At 29.8% G+C, this 17,592-nt stretch carries 11 protein-coding genes; all 11 read right to left on the bottom strand.

Annotated elements, in window-relative coordinates:
• Positions 1-45: 45 nt before the first annotated feature.
• The gene (locus tag JM82_RS03580; protein ID WP_145001317.1) at positions 46-2,574 is read right to left on the bottom strand and encodes an ATP-binding protein; all 2,529 of its coding nucleotides are present in this window, start codon (positions 2,572-2,574) and stop codon (positions 46-48) included.
• A 28-nt stretch (positions 2,575-2,602) separates the two neighbouring features.
• The gene (locus JM82_RS03575; RefSeq protein WP_145001315.1) at positions 2,603-3,997 is read right to left on the bottom strand and encodes a PAS domain-containing protein; all 1,395 of its coding nucleotides are present in this window, start codon (positions 3,995-3,997) and stop codon (positions 2,603-2,605) included.
• Positions 3,998-4,255: 258 nt separating this feature from the next.
• Positions 4,256-4,615: a hypothetical protein gene (locus JM82_RS03570; RefSeq protein WP_145001313.1), complete on the bottom strand. Its 360-nt coding sequence runs from the start codon at positions 4,613-4,615 to the stop codon at positions 4,256-4,258.
• Between the two features lie 201 nt (positions 4,616-4,816).
• Positions 4,817-4,957 carry a WYL domain-containing protein gene (locus JM82_RS03565; protein ID WP_145001311.1) on the bottom strand — a complete coding sequence of 47 codons (141 nt, stop codon included), beginning with the start codon at positions 4,955-4,957 and terminating at the stop codon, positions 4,817-4,819.
• Positions 4,958-5,050: 93 nt separating this feature from the next.
• A complete protein-coding gene (locus JM82_RS03560; protein ID WP_145001309.1) occupies positions 5,051-5,743 on the bottom strand; it encodes a hypothetical protein in 693 nt (230 codons plus the stop codon).
• Between the two features lie 8 nt (positions 5,744-5,751).
• A complete protein-coding gene (locus tag JM82_RS03555; protein ID WP_145001307.1) occupies positions 5,752-6,945 on the bottom strand; it encodes a PD-(D/E)XK nuclease family protein in 1,194 nt (397 codons plus the stop codon).
• Positions 6,946-7,081: 136 nt separating this feature from the next.
• Entirely contained in the window at positions 7,082-8,413 is a 1,332-nt protein-coding gene (locus tag JM82_RS03550; RefSeq protein WP_145001305.1) for a hypothetical protein, read from the bottom strand.
• A gap of 46 nt (positions 8,414-8,459) precedes the next feature.
• Entirely contained in the window at positions 8,460-11,465 is a 3,006-nt protein-coding gene (locus JM82_RS03545) for a type I restriction endonuclease subunit R (RefSeq protein WP_145001303.1), read from the bottom strand.
• 34 nt (positions 11,466-11,499) lie between these two features.
• Positions 11,500-12,762, bottom strand: coding sequence for a restriction endonuclease subunit S (locus JM82_RS03540; protein ID WP_145001301.1), 1,263 nt, complete (start codon positions 12,760-12,762; stop codon positions 11,500-11,502).
• A gap of 9 nt (positions 12,763-12,771) precedes the next feature.
• Positions 12,772-15,816 carry a P-loop NTPase fold protein gene (locus JM82_RS03535; RefSeq protein WP_145001299.1) on the bottom strand — a complete coding sequence of 1,015 codons (3,045 nt, stop codon included), beginning with the start codon at positions 15,814-15,816 and terminating at the stop codon, positions 12,772-12,774.
• A gap of 3 nt (positions 15,817-15,819) precedes the next feature.
• Positions 15,820-17,442: a type I restriction-modification system subunit M gene (locus tag JM82_RS03530; protein ID WP_145001297.1), complete on the bottom strand. Its 1,623-nt coding sequence runs from the start codon at positions 17,440-17,442 to the stop codon at positions 15,820-15,822.
• Between the last annotated feature and the right edge of the window lie 150 nt (positions 17,443-17,592).

Genomic DNA, 17,592 nt, shown 5'->3' with positions numbered 1-17,592 from the left:
TATAAATATATTATTTTTTAGTATTTAAAATAATTTTTGACAGTATTATTTACTACCAGAAGGCATTAATGGTAGTGAAAAGGTGAAATTACTACCTTCTCCTAAGGTGCTTTCTACAGATATTTTACCTCCTAGTTTTTCAATTAAGTTTTTACTAATTGATAAGCCCAGACCTGTGCCTTCATGGTGTCTATCCAAACCACCTTCTAACTGAGTAAAAGGCACAAACAGTTTATTGATGTCATTTTTATGTATTCCAATACCTTGATCGATAACTTGTGTAATAAGATTATTGTCTTTTATATCTACTTTAACTGTTATGGTTCCTTTTTTTGAAAACTTTATAGCGTTAGACATTAGGTTTAATAATACTTGTTCCACTCTGACCTCATCACTATTTAAAACAATATCTAAGGTTGAAATTTGAGGTAAAATAGTAATTCCTTTTGCTGAAGCTTGAGGCTGCAAAAAGTTAATTGTATTTTCTAATGAAGCTAAGTAATCAAAATTATTATAAGTCACTTTTAACTTACCTGCTTCAATTTTAGAAATATCTAAAATATCGTTAATTAAACCTAGCAGATGCTCTCCACTATTTTTAACCATTTTGATTTGCTTTTTTTGTTCTGGATTTAATGGACCAGCTAACTCTTTTAGTAAAATACCTGTAAATCCTATAATAGAGTTCATTGGTGTCCTTAACTCATGCGACATTGTGGCTAAAAATGCAGATTTCATTAAATCTGCAGATTGTGCTTTAGCTTTTTCTTTTTCTAACTCTAAGGATTGGAAATTTAGATCTTCAAGCAGGTTTAGTAAAGCATCCTTACTATCTTTAAGCTCTTCTGTCCTAACGTTAACTAACTCTTCTAAATTGTTTTTATATTTTAATAATTCTTTCTCGTTATTTATTCTTTCTGTAATATCTAAGGCTATACCAATATATCCAAAAACATTATTTTCTTCATCTAAAAGCTTTGTAGCCTTTACGGTCAAAAATGTGATTTTACCCGTATTATCTTTAAACCTAAGATCTGTTTTAAATTTGATATTTGATGACATTGCCTTTTCCCATTCTGCAATCACCTTTTTTTTATCTTCTGGATGAAAAGCTTCTAACCAACCTTGACCCATAGCGTCTTCAAAACTAATACCTGATAATTTAATCCAATGTTCGTTTACATAGGTACACTCGCCTTTATGATTTATGTTAAATATTGCAATTGGCGCGTTTGAGGTTAAACTACGATACAATAATTCGCTTTTTTTAAGTACCTCTTCATTTTTTATTCGTGCTGTGACATCTTGAATTATTCCAAATGATTTTTCTGGCATTTGATTTTTATCATAAATGGTTTCGCATTGTTCGTCTATGAATTTAATTTGATTGTCATCTAATTTTAAACGGTATGTGATGCGATATGGTACTTTATTTATAAGCGAGTCCGAATATGTTTTGGATACAAAATCCCTGTCTTCTGGATGTATAATATCCAACATTGCTTGGTGTGAAACTTTAAATTGTTTTGGATTTTTTTTAAAAATTCTAAACATTTGTTTAGACCAAGTAAGCTTACTAGATTCTAGGCAAAGCTCCCAATTACCTAGTTTGGCTATACGTTGGGCTTTATTTAGGTTAGACTCACTTAGTTTAATTTGTCTCCTACTAGTTTCATATACTTTAGTTAATTGTGACTTTTGCTTTTTAAGCTCGATGTTAATTAATTTATGAATGCGTTCTGAACGTCCTGCAAAGTACCAAACGCCAAAACTGCTTAATAGGGTTAATAAAAATCCTACGATAGCAAAAATAATTGCTGTATTAAAATCGTGTTTTGTGGGAATTACATATAGCTTCCACTCGCCAAATGTCATCTCTATTGGCACAGCATACGCTTTGTAACCAGACACATCATTATCTAAAAAATAGTCCTCTTCTCCTGTCTTTTGGTTTACTCTAGATAATTGATAGATGTATTGCTTATTATTGGAAGGATCTATATTTAAATCTTTAAAAAAAGTTGATAATTTAGTAACCACTGCAGAAAACCCAGCAAATTTATAATCGATAATAATTGGTTGACGACTGACCATTCCAACACCTCCTTGTTTAAGGTTAACTGGTCCTGCTATAAAAAAATCGTTTCTTTTAATTGTTGCTAAAGCACCACTACTAGCCTCCTTACTATCTATAATATTAAACCCTATAACGTCATTATCTTTTAATGGATAGACATGGGTTATAAATCCTTTACGATCTACTAACTCTACAACATCAAAATATTTACTGCGACTTAACAACTCTACAGCTATATCATCAAAATCTTCCGGAATCCCATTTCTTTCTACTATATATGCTAGGGATTTAGTGGCTGAAAAACTAAACATAATTAAAGATTGTAATTTTTCTTTAATTAAATTTACTTGATTAGAAATTTCTCTTTTTTGATTGTTTTCGTTTATATAATATTTCTGGAACGTTATATATTCCGTTAAAAATAACAATAGTGCAAACGTTATAAAACCTGCAACTAATGGTTTTTTTAATATTGAATAAATTGGACTACGCTTCATATTTAAAAAGAATCAAAAAAATTAGGCATTATTGTTTAGTTAAGTTATCGTTTTCTTCTTTTAATTTTCCAATTCTATTTTTTAATTCTTTCATTTTTAATTCTCGTCCAATAAACAATTTATTCATACGCTGTAATTCGGCATTTTTGATATTTATCTCTTCTGTCCTACTATTAACAAGCTCTTCTAATTGATGTCTATATAAATCTAATTCTACTTCTGTTTTTTTACGATTAGTAATATCTCTAATCGTACCAATTATAAATTTACTTCCATTTGTATCAACATATCTTGTTTTTCTTGTAGAAATAGTTCTAGTTTTGCTATTTTTAACTGTAAGGGTTTCTTCACTTATGTTTTCAATTCCCGTTTTTAAAACTGCTTTATCTACTTTTAAAAAAGTTTCTCGCTCTTGTTCTGTAACGTCTTCGGCTAATGTTTTACCAATTACAAATTCCCTATTAGTATCAAACATTTTACAAAAGGCATCATTTACTAAGATTAAACAGCTTTGGTCATCTTTTACAAATAATGGATCACCAATGTTATTAATTATTGCGTTTAAATCGTTCTTGCTTTCAGATAGTAATTCTTCTGTTTTTTCTTGTTCAGAAATATCTAGAAAATAAATAGTTATACCTCCTTTAGCTGTTGGATAAAATCGGCAATCATACCATTTTTCATAAGGCTTAAAATGTCCTCTAAAATATTGTGTTGTTTGGGTTTCAAGTGCCTTGCAACATGCTTTGTAAAAAGGGTGTCCTATGATCTCTGGAAATGCTTTCCAAATGTTTTCGCCAATTAAATCTACTCCTTTCTTACCTATTAATTCTATTGCTTTATCATTAATGTAGGTATAACATAAATCTTCGTCTAAAGTGACAAATCCATCAGATATATTATTTAAAGTGATTTGTAATTGTTGATTTATTTTTCGCTCTAGTACTAAGTCTAAATATTTTTTTCGATAATTTAAAATTGTAAAAACTTCTTGATTATCAGATGGATTATTTAATGTTTTATAATCAACACCTTCTATATTCTGAATAAAGCCTATGTAGGCTATGACCTTATCCTGATTATTTTTAATGCTTGCAAAAAAGACAGTAACAGGAAAGCGTTTCCCGTTTTTGTGCATGTAAATAACTTTAAATTCTCGTTTAACATGTTCTTTTGAAAGCTCTTTAAAAAGCGATTTATAATCGTCATGTAGTTCTGGAGGCCAAAAAGGGAAAGGTAATAAGGCTCCTGCCAATTCTGTTTTATCATAACCTGTTAAACGACACAAGGCATCATTTATTAAAACAATTTCGCCTTTAGGCGTTATTATTATTAATCCATCTTGAAGCGACTCTATAAAATTATCAGAAAATCCATATAGATGCTGTAATTGTTCTACTAATTTAGTGTTTGTATCGCTCATAAAAACATATTGTTACTCTTAAAACATTATATGACAATTCATTGAATAATTAAAAATTAAAAATCAACAATTTACACTTAAAAGATAAATGAATTTATTTAAAACCACGAATGTTTTTTTGCAATCTTACTACAAACAAGAGATAACAAGCACCAAAATCTAACTACATCAATAATTTTAAATTATTGATTTACAAGTATTTAAATCGTTACCAAATTTGAAGCGCAACAATAAAAACTTAACCTAATAATAACCTACTTAATTTACTAATTGGTTGTTGGTTACTATTCTAAAGCATCGCTCTTGACCTAAAAATAAAGGATTACCATGTTTTTCAGACCAGAATCCCTCTAATATATCGTTAGTAATGCACTTATAAACAACAACACCTTTATAAATTGCGTCATCCTCTCCTTTATAATTAAAATTTATAACAAGAATATTATCTTTAAAAAAACCTGTACCGAACTGCTCCTGACTATTATTAATTAACCATTTAGCTACTACTCTATTGTTTTGGTCTAAGGTCAGGCTTAATTGTCCTTTATAGGTTACACCTTCCACATCTTGATTACTACCAATTATATTATAGGTGCCTGGAAGTTGGTTAATTGTCATTTTTAGAAATTGTGTTTTTTGGATAGCCTTGCTTTATTTACCAATACAGAAAGTGTTTATTGAGTAAAATAAGCACTTTACAAGATATAAGGTACAAAATAGATACAAAAAAAATTAAAATTTTACTTTTTTTTGGCTGAAAAATAATTTCGCCTGTAATTTCTCCTTAATTGTTACAAATGTAGGTTTTAAATTTAAATATTATGCATCTAAATCATATTGCGATTGAGCGTCCTTATAAATTCCTTTTATTTTATCTTGTAAAGTAATTGGCTCAATTACTTTAACGTTGCTACCGTACATTAAAATACGTTCAATTTGTGACGTGTATCTTTCTTTCAAGAAAGAAAAAAATTTATTTTCATCTTTACAACCTTCCGTAAACCTAAAACTTTATGAAGCATCATTCAATATTTAAAAATATGTTTCCATCCTTTAAGTAATATTATTCTTATCTCGTATAGATTGTTGTAACCCTATGCAAAACGCTCTAAAATCAGGAATTAAATCCTTTAGAAATTCATGATTAAAATAAATCTCTCTATTTTCTGCTAGACTTATATTTTTATTTTTTGTGATAAAATCAGTTACAGAATTCGTTCCTCTTTCAAATCTTCCAAAATTATGAGTAATACTATTTCTAATAGATTGCAAACACATTAAATCGCTCCATTGCTCATCCAATTCATGAGTAAATTGAAGCCCTGCTACTTCTGATAAATAAGTCTTTATACTTGAAAGTAAACTCTCTTTTGGTATTTTTTTAAACGATTTATTTAGTTCAAACAAGACATTAATTCTATCACATAAATTTTTTAATGTTTTCTCGAACATACTCATTATTAAAACTAACGTTGAATGTCTATTCAATTTAGGAAATTCAATATACATTATATCTTTAGCATTAAAAGTAGCCCCATCAATCAATCTAAAATGTGTAAAAATTTTTGCACCATGTTCGTGCTCTTCTATTTCTTGTTTTTTATATCTTTCAAATTCATTTATAGCTAAACTATTTGATATTTCACATTGCTCTACATAAGCTTCGATTAAGTCAATACTTATTACAACCCACTGATCATACCAATTAAACGTACCACCGCATGTCATTTTAATTTTATTGTTCATGCTCTCCTTTAAATTACATCATTATTAAAATAAAGATCATGATACATATCTATAAAATCTTTTGTTTGTTTTGTAATTACATCAACCATTTCTTCAAAATAATTAGAATTACTTATTAGCTTTTCCAGTGTATTAGTACTTGATAAATTTAAAGAATTGTTATCTAAAGTTTTTATATCGCTTACTAGAGGCCAAAAACTACTTAATCTATAATCACCATCTCTAATAGCATCATATTTATTCCTTTTATCTAATACACCTACAAAAATGCGTCCTTTATTATTACCTTCACCTGAGAAGGATTCCAAACCAAAAAATGCCCCTTTTTTATCTAAAGCATCAGATCTTAACCATATTTGCGAATAAACGTGAGTTGTGTCATTACCAAGATCAGCTTTCACATTTAACTGCATAGAATTTAACTTTTTACATACTGACCTCCTAAATTTCTCTCTAATACTATCAACTGCTTTTTGATAATGCGAATGAATATACTTTGCTTCTTTCAGGTTATTTATAATTAGCTCATTTAAATTATTTTCTAAATGTTTATCCATACTATTAGTGAGTTTTTTTATTAAAATTTGATATTGCTTTATTGCATTTTCTACAATTGACCCAGGCTTAACAACTAACAAACACTGTTCTAACCAACTTAAAATATGCTTGTTATAAGATATGACTTCATAATCCCTATCTGTTAAAGTATAGAGACTACTTTTGGTTGGCTGTTTTCCTGTTTTATTTAAATAGTATAATGAGCAAGCTCCACCTTTAAACAAACTATACCTATACATTTGTTTTGGCTGATCACCGGCATTAATTTTATTTTCAATAGCAATAGCCTTACCTGAAGGAAAAGTAATTAAGATATCAATAAAACCGCCACTTTTATAATCTTTAGATATTTTACCTAAATGATGCTCTGGTTTTACCCAAACACCATTTAATTCTTTTTCTACATAATCTTTGTAACTAATTTCTTGAAGAAATAATTTTAAAAACGTTTCTTTATAATAATGGTTTCCTTTTGGATCTAAAAGAGCCACGATCATAGCTGAATGGGTTTTAGTCTCATTGGTTTCCATTCCTAAAATAGAAAAAACATTAAAGTCTTCTCCTTTCTCTTCAATATTTTGAAGGTGGCTACTAACAATATTTTCAGACTGAGTAAGTAAAGATTCTAATTTTGAATATTCCATGTTTTTATGACTAACCTTTAAAATATGATTTTAACAGATGATTTTAAAGTTTTTTTTACCAGTCTATTTTATAAAAAAAGAACTCCAAACGCTAACCAGACCTTAGACTAGCTGTTTTATTCCCTCTTAAATTAATTTATTTTCCTTTCAATAAATTATCAAATGGTATTGTCGTTCTTATTCCGACAACTGCTCTTTTATAAAATTCATCTCCAGTTTCTTGAAATTTATCTTCGATATCTTTAAAAAGAGTAAATAATTCAAAATTCACAATAGTCTTCTTTTTTATATCGCTTTTCTTTTGTAATCCAATCACTAATCCAAGCCCAAAATTCTTGAAGTTACCATTGTATTTATCGGATTGATCGATTTCATTATAATCACCATAAATATGTAAATGCAAATTATCAATAATTTTTTTATTGATATCAAAAGCTATTTGATGCCTTTTAAATGTATCAAAACTTCCTAATAAATAAGCATTAGTTGTTTTTTCAATAAATCTATTACCATTTACTGTATTACCAATATTATTTTCAGTAACAATTTTCTCAGAACTTAGCTCTGAAGAATTATTTGTTTCAGCGTAGGAGTAATTAATAGAATATTGACCATTAAAAATATACGCCCAATGATTTTTATAATCACAAGAAAGATTATTAACTTGGTCATAAAACAAGTTGAGTCCTAATCCTAACTCATGGTTTTCAGGAGTAATTTTCTCTATTTGCTCAGAAAAACTCAAGTTTGAATCATAAGTATATAATTTTTGAGTACCATACTTAGCATATAAATTTAACCAAACTAATCTAACCGAAGACCATTTGGATTCTAATTCGATTTTTTCCTTTTTTGAATCATAATCCTCCAATTCTAATGTTTCTAGTTTTATTTTTAAATCGTAAATTTTCTGTTTAATTTCTTTTATTTCAATTACACTTAATTTCGTATTATTTTTTATTTCTAACTTATATGAACTTATTAAGTCATCAAGTAAAATCTTGTGATCGTCATAATCAGTTTTCTTTAAATTTAATTTAGTTATTTTAGAGTCTAAATCTGATTTATATTCTGTTGTAAACTTATACCTTGTTAGTCCCCAAAATGACAAAACTAAACTCTGATCCAATTTAATATTGATATCTGTGCTATATTCTTCATTACTAAATACTGTAGATATATCGTTTTTAATCCCTCCATCAAATTTAAAAGTACTAGTTGCTTTTAATTTTTCATCATTTTTTCCAAACCAGTTTTTACTTAGTGCAAAACTTAATTTTGGCTTTACTATATCTAAACTAACATAAGAACCTAAATTGCTTAAATCAGAATCTCCAAGAATAGCTTCTGTCAAATATTTATTATAGATTTTGGAAAAGGATTTAGAGCTAACATATTTAACTGTATCACTACTAGTCTGAGCAAAAAGAAAAAAAGGACAGAACAGAAATAAAATTAATTTTTTCATAATGGTTGGTTTTATTGGTTATTAATTAATAGCGTATTATTTTTTTTTAAGCACTCCAGTCTTTAAACTGACCTTCGGCTTGCTGCATTATTTCTTCTAATATTTCGTTAAGTTTAGACAAACTTACCTTTTTGCGCAGTTCTTTCTTTACGGATAAGCGTATTGCTGCTTTTGCATTTTCTTTTTTTGTCCAATCGTATTGTAGATTTGCCTTTACTGCCTTAACTACTGCGTGGACAATATCTTGAATTGGACCTTCTTCTTTTATAATCTCTTTTTTAGCTGCTAAGATGTCGTAAAAAGCTAATTCTTCGTCACTTAAACCTAGTTCTGAAGTACGTTTATCATCGTTTTGCAAATCTTTTGCGCGTTCTACCATTTCGGCAATAGTAGCGTAACTATCCAATGCATTATTGTGATAGCGTTCTATTACCTTTTCAAGTTCTTCTCTTAAAGAGGTGTACTTTTTGATGTTTTTATGAAGTCTTAATTTAATTTCGTCTTTTAGAATATTTTTAATCAATTCTATTTTTAAAGCGTGCCCATCTTTTTCATTTTTAGCACCTAGTAAAAAGGTGTCATCTAAAATGGAGATGTCTGGTTTTTCTATGCCTGCCATTGCGAAAACATCAACTATGTCTTCAGAATCGATACTTTGACTAATCAATTCTTTAATTTTTTCTTTTTGCTCGCCTCGACTGGAGGTTACGGATTTTGCGTTACGCAACGCTTTAGAAACATGTTGCGCAAATAAAATATCTACAGCATATTCTTGTATTTCAGTTTGACTTTTCACAATAGATAACAAACTAGACAAGGTTTTTTCAGCCTTCATGTAATTGTTTGCGTCTTCGTCATATTTAATCACATGGTTTAAAGCAGATTTTACTAAAAGCACCTTGTCGGCATCACGCAAACGTTTCCAATCGGAATAATCAATAGATTGAGGTATAAAGGCTTTGCATATTTCAACTTGATTGAAAAACAATTCCAATGCTTGCTCAATATCAATAGTTGGTTTGCCTTCTCCACCACTTCCTGTATATTTACTAGTTGCTGTTTTTAAGTTATCGCCAATACCAATATAATCTACAATAACACCGTTTTTCTTATCTTTTAAAACACGGTTGGTTCTAGTAATGGCTTGCATTAAATTATGACCTTTCATAATTTTATCTACATACATGGTGTGCACACAAGGTGCATCAAAACCTGTTAACCACATGTCTCTAACAATGACTATTTTTAAAGGATCGTCTTCCTTTTTAAATCTTGCTTTTATGCCTTCTGTAGCATCTTTTGTTCTAAAGTGTGGGTTCCAATCTACTGGATCTTTAGAGATGTTACCTGTCATTACTACTGCTACTTCAGGACAACCGTCTAAGGCCGTTAGTGCATTATACATTTTTACGCAATTACGTCTACTCATGCAAACCACCATTGCTTTTCCTGCTAAAGTGTTTGTTCTGTTTGTGTAATGGTTAAGTATGTCTTTAGCTATTTTATTAACGCGATCTTCACTACCTGCGGCATCCTCAATAGCAGCCCATTTAAGATTGCTATTATCTTCTTCGCCTTCTGCCAAAGCATCGACCTCATCATCAATACTTTCGTTCCATAAATGCAGTTTTGCTAAACGTGGTTCGTAAAAAATATTAACGGTTGCTTTATCTTCTACTGCTTGCTTTATATCGTAAGTATGTATTACAGAACCAAAGACTTCTTGTGTGTCTGCATCTTTACTATCAACTGGTGTTCCTGTAAACCCTATAAAGGAAGCATTAGGCAAAGCTTTGCGCAAATTAGAGGCAAATCCATCTAGTAAACCATATTGCGTGCGATGCGCTTCGTCTGCCATAACGATAATATTCTCTCGTTCGGATAAAATAGGGTGTTCTAATTCCCCTAAAGCTTCTTCTGTGGTTTGCTTTAATCTAAATTTTTCTATAGTTGTAAAAATAACACCTCCAGCGCCTGCACTTAATAAGTTACGCAAATCTTGTGTAGTATCGGCATGTTGTACATCACCCACCAAATCTTTAGCGAGTACGAAGTTTTCATACAGTTGTCTGTCTAAATCACTTCTATCGACTTGTATTACGATGGTTGGATTTTTTAATTCTTGAAGACTACGCAAAATACCTGTGTAAATGGCCATAGAGATACTTTTGCCCGATCCTTGTGTATGCCAAATGACACCAATACGACCATCACCAAACGGACGCACCGATTTATTAGCTGCGTCTACCGCAAAGTTAACGCCGAAAAACTGATGATACTTTGCGCCTTTTTTAATGAGTTTACCATTATGATCTTCATGAAAAATAAAGTTTTTTATATAATTTAGTATTCTGTCTTTTGGGAATAAGCCGAATAACAAAGTGTGCATCTGGAAATCGTCTTCTTGTACGGTATCTCTACCGTTAATACTTTTCCAAGCAGCAAACCATTCCATACCCGAACTAAACATACCATGTTGCGCCTCGTTACCATCACTAATAATAGTTAAAGTATTATACTCAAACAGCAACGGAATGTCTTTTTTGTAATGTTGTATTTGGTTGTGTGCTTCTTTTACATTGGTGTTTTGGTCGTACCAGTTTTTTAATTCGAATACAATTAATGGCAATCCGTTAATGTAAATAATGATGTCTGGGCGACGTTTATTTTTTCCTGTAATACTAAATTGATTGACTGCCCAAAAGGTATTGTTTTCTGGATTTGTAAAATCTATAGGGTAAATATGAACTGCCTTTTCTTTTCCCGAAGCATCCTCATACGCAAACTCAATACCTTTAGTTAGTTTTAAATGAAAGGTACGGTTACGATGCTCTAGATCTGCTCCTGCATTATTGGTAAACTCAGACACTGCTAAGGTTTGAATCTCCTTTGGAATCTCTGGATATTGTTGTTGTATAAACTGAAGCAACCTATCTTTTAATACTACTTCTGTATTATGATTTTGTGGTAAGGCTGTGCCCAATTGATGTTTATAACCTAAATCGGTTAACCAATCTATGGTGGCTTGTTCTATGGTTGCTTCTGTTGTCATAATTCATGTCCTGCGAAAGCAGGAATCTTATTAATTAAACTAAGTTTTCTACTTGCTCTCTAAATTCTTTTAAGCGTACTTCTCCGCTTATTAGTTTTGGTAATAGGGTGTCGCGGAGATTTGTTAGTGTTGCAACTTCCGATAGATTTAATTGAGTTTGACGATAGCTATTGACTAAATTCTCTTCTAATTTTTGGTAAATAGACTTAGGAGGAATAACTAGCTTTAAACTTCTCAAAGCAGAAATTGTAAGTGCCTGTTGTGTGCTTCCAATAGTTTCTCCTAAAATTTGTTCTTGACCAACATTTGAATTTAGCCACAAATGAAGAAACTCTCCTTTAATAAAGCTTTTATAATTCTTTAGCCATGTTAAATTTCCATCTTTAAAATAAAACTCATCTGAATCATCAACTAACCAAGAAACACCTATAGTACCAACTGAAGATATTAAAATGTCTCCTTTTACTGGAGCACCAAATTTTAATTTTATTTCTTGAAACCTTTCTTCCGTTATGAATAATTCTGTGGATATATTTTTCCCTTTACTTAATTGAATAACTTCTTTCCCTCTATAAAAAGGGACTCCTACATCCACATATTCCTTTCTAAATATTCTTTTACTCGACCCTATTTCTGAAAGTTCTTCCAATCGTTTCACTTCCCAACCTTCAGGAATTAAACCCAAATCACTATCTATAAACTCACCGTCTTGAAAAGGACCAAAATCTACAAACCAATGTTTGTATAATGCCATAGCCATGTCTTCTAAGGTTTTGTTTATGGCTAGGTTGTTTTCTATTTTATCGTCTATTGCTGATAGGATGTTTGCTATTTCGGTTTGTTCTGGGAGTGGTGGGAGTTGAACATCTAATCCATCAAACGTTTTAGTTGTTATTGTATCAAATACACTTCCATAACTTAACCCTTGCAGTTCTCTGATTTTTTGTTTTACTAAATAATACAAATAATTTTTATCAGTTTTCTCATTTGGCAACAGGCCATAGCATGATTGATTAAAAGTCATTTCCTTTTCCAAAACAGCTAATTCACCAACCGTTCCTCTAGCTGAAATTATTATTGCTCCTTTAGGCAATAATTTGGTTGAAGATTTTTTAAGACCTTCCTCTGTAATTGTCTTTTCAGTACTAGAAACAAATTTTTGCTCACCTTGAAAATCCTTAACACTTAACCAAGGAATATCACCATTCCAATATTCTGATACTGAAGTTTTGGGTGTACCTCCTCCAATTATTTTTAAAGTATCTGAGAGTTTATATGTTTTCCAGTTATTGTGCATTCTATTTTTTTATGGTTGAATTGATAATACTTTCATATAATGATCTTGATCGACTATGATATTTTCTTTACTAGATAACTTCGTCTTATATGGTTCAAAATTATTATTTTTAGGATGATACATAACATTAGTAATTGCTTCTAAAGTTTTTAAAATTTCAATAGCATGACTCGTCCTATGTTTTTTATCGTAACTTACAAAGAGATAGGTTTTTTTTCTAAAGGAAAAAGTTAAGAATTGAGAGGCTTCTAATTCATCGGGTAATATCTTTATTTTAGGATATTGTTCCTTAACAAGATCATAAATTCCTTTTTGTCTTCTAATATCAATTAATGTTAAAAACAAACCCTCTAGATTAGTTTCAAAGACTATTTGCAAACGGTTTGCGTCTTCGTCATATTTAGACCTCTTTTGGTTAGCCCCATTAACTTCTATTTTTTTTATCATTAACTTAGAAGAACTAAATTGATATATTACAGGTAAACTATAGCCTGTAATTTCATGCAAATTATATAGATCTATAAACTCTTTTACAGCATCTGAAGGGTTTTCTGAATGCTTTAATATAAACTCATGAAATTGAGATCTACTACCAAAAACATCTTTAACTCCATCAGAAATTTTAAAAGAAGATAGAGAAAAACCTGGGGAATCTGTACTTTGCACACATAGTAATTCTATATTATTACCCCTCCAAAAGTCCTTAATTTCTTTATTTAGTTTCTCTTTTAACTCACGCATAAATTTTAATGAATGGTAATATTTATATATAGAATAATCATTAACTGCCCACAGCTTATCTTTTTTGGATTCTAGAAACCCTTTAAACAGTAAAAGTGCTTTATTAGTTAATTCATCCTCTTTAATATGCCATAATTTATTATCAATTTTTGAATCAAATAACTCACAAATAATAGATAATTTATTTTCTGAAGAAAGAATACTTCCTTTAAATAATTGTTTTTGAACCCAATCTACATTTTCTTGGTTAATACCTTCATCTTTATCAATGTACCTGTCTACAAAAACACCCATTTTATTGAGTAATTGCTGCTCCTGAACTTCATATTCTCTTCTTTTTTCGTAAAGTTTGAAAATTATTAATATAATATTAGACATTAGTTTTTCATCATTGGAACTAAAGTAGTCTAATCTGCTAAAAAGTTGAATTAATTTATTTTGAGAGTAAAGACTTTCTATAATATTATGCCTTTTTTCTTCATCTTCTTCTTTTATAAGTTGTTGAAATTCATTCTCTAAAAACAACTCTTTAAAGACTCTTTGTTGCATTAGCATATTAAAATTGTTTTCCTTTTTAATAGAATTAAAATCCTCAACCTTATTTTCTTCTCCAAATAAATGAGCTAAACTTTTAGAAAGCAATAAAACATCGTCACAGTCAATGTTTAAAACATTTCTTAAACAATCGCTACTAGGCAATAATAAATCTGTAACCGCGTATTTTTTTAAATAACTATAATCATTAGATTTTATAGAATTAAAAATGAACAAATCTCTATAATTTGACTGGATAACAGGTGTATTTTCTCCTTCAGGTTCTGGTTTTGGTTTAAGACCATATTCTCCATTTTTTAAAATTAGAAAATCGAGTTTATTATGACTTAACAACTCCATAAATTTTGGGAACTTTAATTTAAAGTATGTAAAATTCAAGAAATCTTTGAAATTGATTTCTTCTCCTAAAAAAGTATAATCAAATATTATTTGATTTACTAAGCGTTTAGAGTCTCTTAAATTTTTTATAAAATCATCAAAAAGGTTTCCTTTATGGTTAAATCCTCTAGAAAAATTAATTTCAAAATCTGAGGAATTATTAAGTATTGAATCTTTTAAACTTTTAGACACAAAGTTTCTTAGGATGGTTTTATCGATTTCAGGTAAGTAAATTTCTAGTTGAAAAAATTTATCTACAAATCGAGTACTTGAAATATTATTTTCAGATTTTAATCTATTAATAACATAATCCTTGTCCATTGCTACGACAAAAATTGTGTTGGTAAAATTAGCAGTATTTCTAATTAACTTTAAAACTTGTATTATTTCCTTTCCACTTAATCTATCTAAATCATCTACAAAAATTATTATTTTTTTATCTATTTCTTGCAGCCTAGTATTAATGTCATCATAAAGTTCTTTTGCAGGAGTAGAATTTATATTTGACACATGTTTATCAAAAAAATCAAATACATTCCCACCTTTATAGACTTCTGTAAGTTTTTTTGAATAATCTAAAATCTGACTTGATAACTTACCACTATATTTAGATAGCTGCTTACTTAAAGAAATAAAAAATTCATTAATAATATCATCTTCTTTATGATTTAAGTAAGGTAAAAAATGAATCATTAATATATCATCCTTAGTCTGGTTTTCTATTTGTAGTTGTGTCATATGAATAACACTAGATTTTCCATTTCCCCAAGGACCAACTAAACCTATTGAAATAGATTTTTTATAAGTTTCATTTAACAATATACTCTTTAAACTGTCAATCTTTGGTTGATAGTTTAGTATATCTTCGTCTTCATTTAATATTGGATCATCATTTAAATAAACATTTGAGTTGTTTTTTGTTAAATCGTTTTTCAACGAAAAAACTGTATCCAACTTTTTGTAGAATTTGATTATTACAAAAAACATTAAAGCAACTATTAAAGGAACTAAAACATATGTATTGTATTCTATATTAAAAAATGAGTCAGATAAATTTGTCCATGGTAGTTCTATATTTATTAATTTATAGTATAAAATTAGAAAAACAGTCATACCTATAACAACCTTCTGATTAAATGAAGGTTGATACGAATAAGAAGCCATTTTATATAATAAATAAAAAGTTATTAAAACAGAAACAGAAATAATTCCTAAATCTAAAATACTATTAGAAAAATCAGCATCAGTTGTTAAGTGCTTATTTATAGAATAAATGATTTCCGTTTGAAAATAAAAAAAAGAAAAAACCACGACAAATAAGAGCACATTTTTTTTAGTAAATATGTTTCCAACGGTATTTTTAAGGTTTAAAAACTTCATTAATTAAAATCTTTCAAAATTATATAAAATCTGTTTCTGCAACTCATTCCCTTTTTTAAACTGCGCTTCCAATTGCGTTTTCAAAGTTTCCATTTTGTCTTCAAACGGAATACCATCATCTTCTACTTCTTCTGTACCAACGTAAATTCCTGGTGTGAGTTTGTAGTCTTGTTTTTGCACTTCCTCCAAAGTTGCGCTGTAGCAAAAGCCGTCGGTGTTTTTATAGTCCTTATGAGACCTCTCGGCTGCGCTCGAGGTGACAGGATCGGCATTACGCCAAGCGTGGTAGGTTTCAGTTACTTTATCAATATCTTCATCAGTAAAGACGCGTAGTTTCCTACTTTCCATAGTTCCCATTTTAGAGGTGTCTATAAAAAGAATTTCATTATTACGCTCTCTATGCTTTCCATCTTTACCATCTCTATTTTTACTTAAAATAAAGATACATGCAGGAATACCTGTAGTTAAAAACAATTTGTCTGGCAAACGTACAATACAGTCTACCATGCTATTATCTACCATGTGTTGACGTACGTTTTTTTCACCTTTGTTATTAGAAGTCATGGCTCCATTTGCCATAACTACACTTGCTGTTCCTGTATCGCTTAAATGACTCCAAAAAGTTTGCATCCACATATAATTGGCACTACCATCTGTAGTAAACTCATCTTTTGGACCAAATAGTCGTGGGTCATTTTCGGGTAAATCTTCGGGATGCCATTGGCTGACATTAAACGGTGGGTTTACAATTATAAAATCAGCTTTTAAGTCTGGGAATTTATCTTGAAGTAAAGAATCTCCTAAACGTACATCGAAAGAGAGATCGCGCAAGGCTAAATTCATTTTACATAAACGTAGTGTACCATCGTAACGCTCTTGTCCGTAAATTGAAATGTTTTTTTTGTCTCCATTATGGGCTTGTAAAAACTTAAGCGATTGCACAAACATACCACCCGATCCACATGCAGCATCGAAAATTTTACCTTCGTAAGGTTCTATCATTTCTACTAATAAACGTACTATGCTTCCTGGCGTAAAGAATTGTCCTGCACCAGAGCCTTCTGCTATAGCGAACTTGCCTATGTAATATTCGTATACACGACCTAGAATATCACTATCTGGATTTTCTTTTTCTGATAATTTAGGGTTTGCTAATAGGTTAATTAAACCTGCTACTTGTTTAGCTGTTAATTGACTTTTAACAAATATACGTGGTAGTATTCCTTTTAAGTCTGGTCTGTAGGTTGCTAATGTTTGATCTAAAACGTCAAAAGCATCATCTACTAAAACTTTAATATTATCCTGCTCTGCATTATCTTGTAAAAACTGAAATGTAGCTTTCTCTGGAATGATATAAGTATTATTTGAAAGATACTCGTCTGGATCTTCTAAAACGTAATTTTGTTCTTCGGTATCTGTTGTGTAATAATCAGAGCCTTTATCGCGTAGTAAATCTTTTAATTTATCTCTGCGTAACTCATAACGTTCTGATATGTGCTTTAAAAATATTAACGGTAATATGTAATCTTTATATTGATTCTCGGCTACTGCGCCTCGAAGTTCGTTTGCCGCTTTCCATAACTCCTGTTCGAAGTTAATATCTGCTTTGGATTGGTTTTTTGACATAATTATTCTATTCGGTGTAATCCGTTATATATTATAGTTAGCTATTTAAATGTGAAATTCTTAGGGATTATAAAAATAGTAATATCAAGTTAATATCAAAGCATAATTTACTTTAAAACAATTGTTAATAAACACTGTTTAGAAACATAA

This window comes from Olleya sp. Hel_I_94, assembly GCF_007827365.1.
GTDB lineage: Bacteria > Bacteroidota > Bacteroidia > Flavobacteriales > Flavobacteriaceae > Olleya.
Note: the sequence above shows the minus strand (reverse complement) of the source record. Positions and strands in the feature narration are given on the sequence as shown.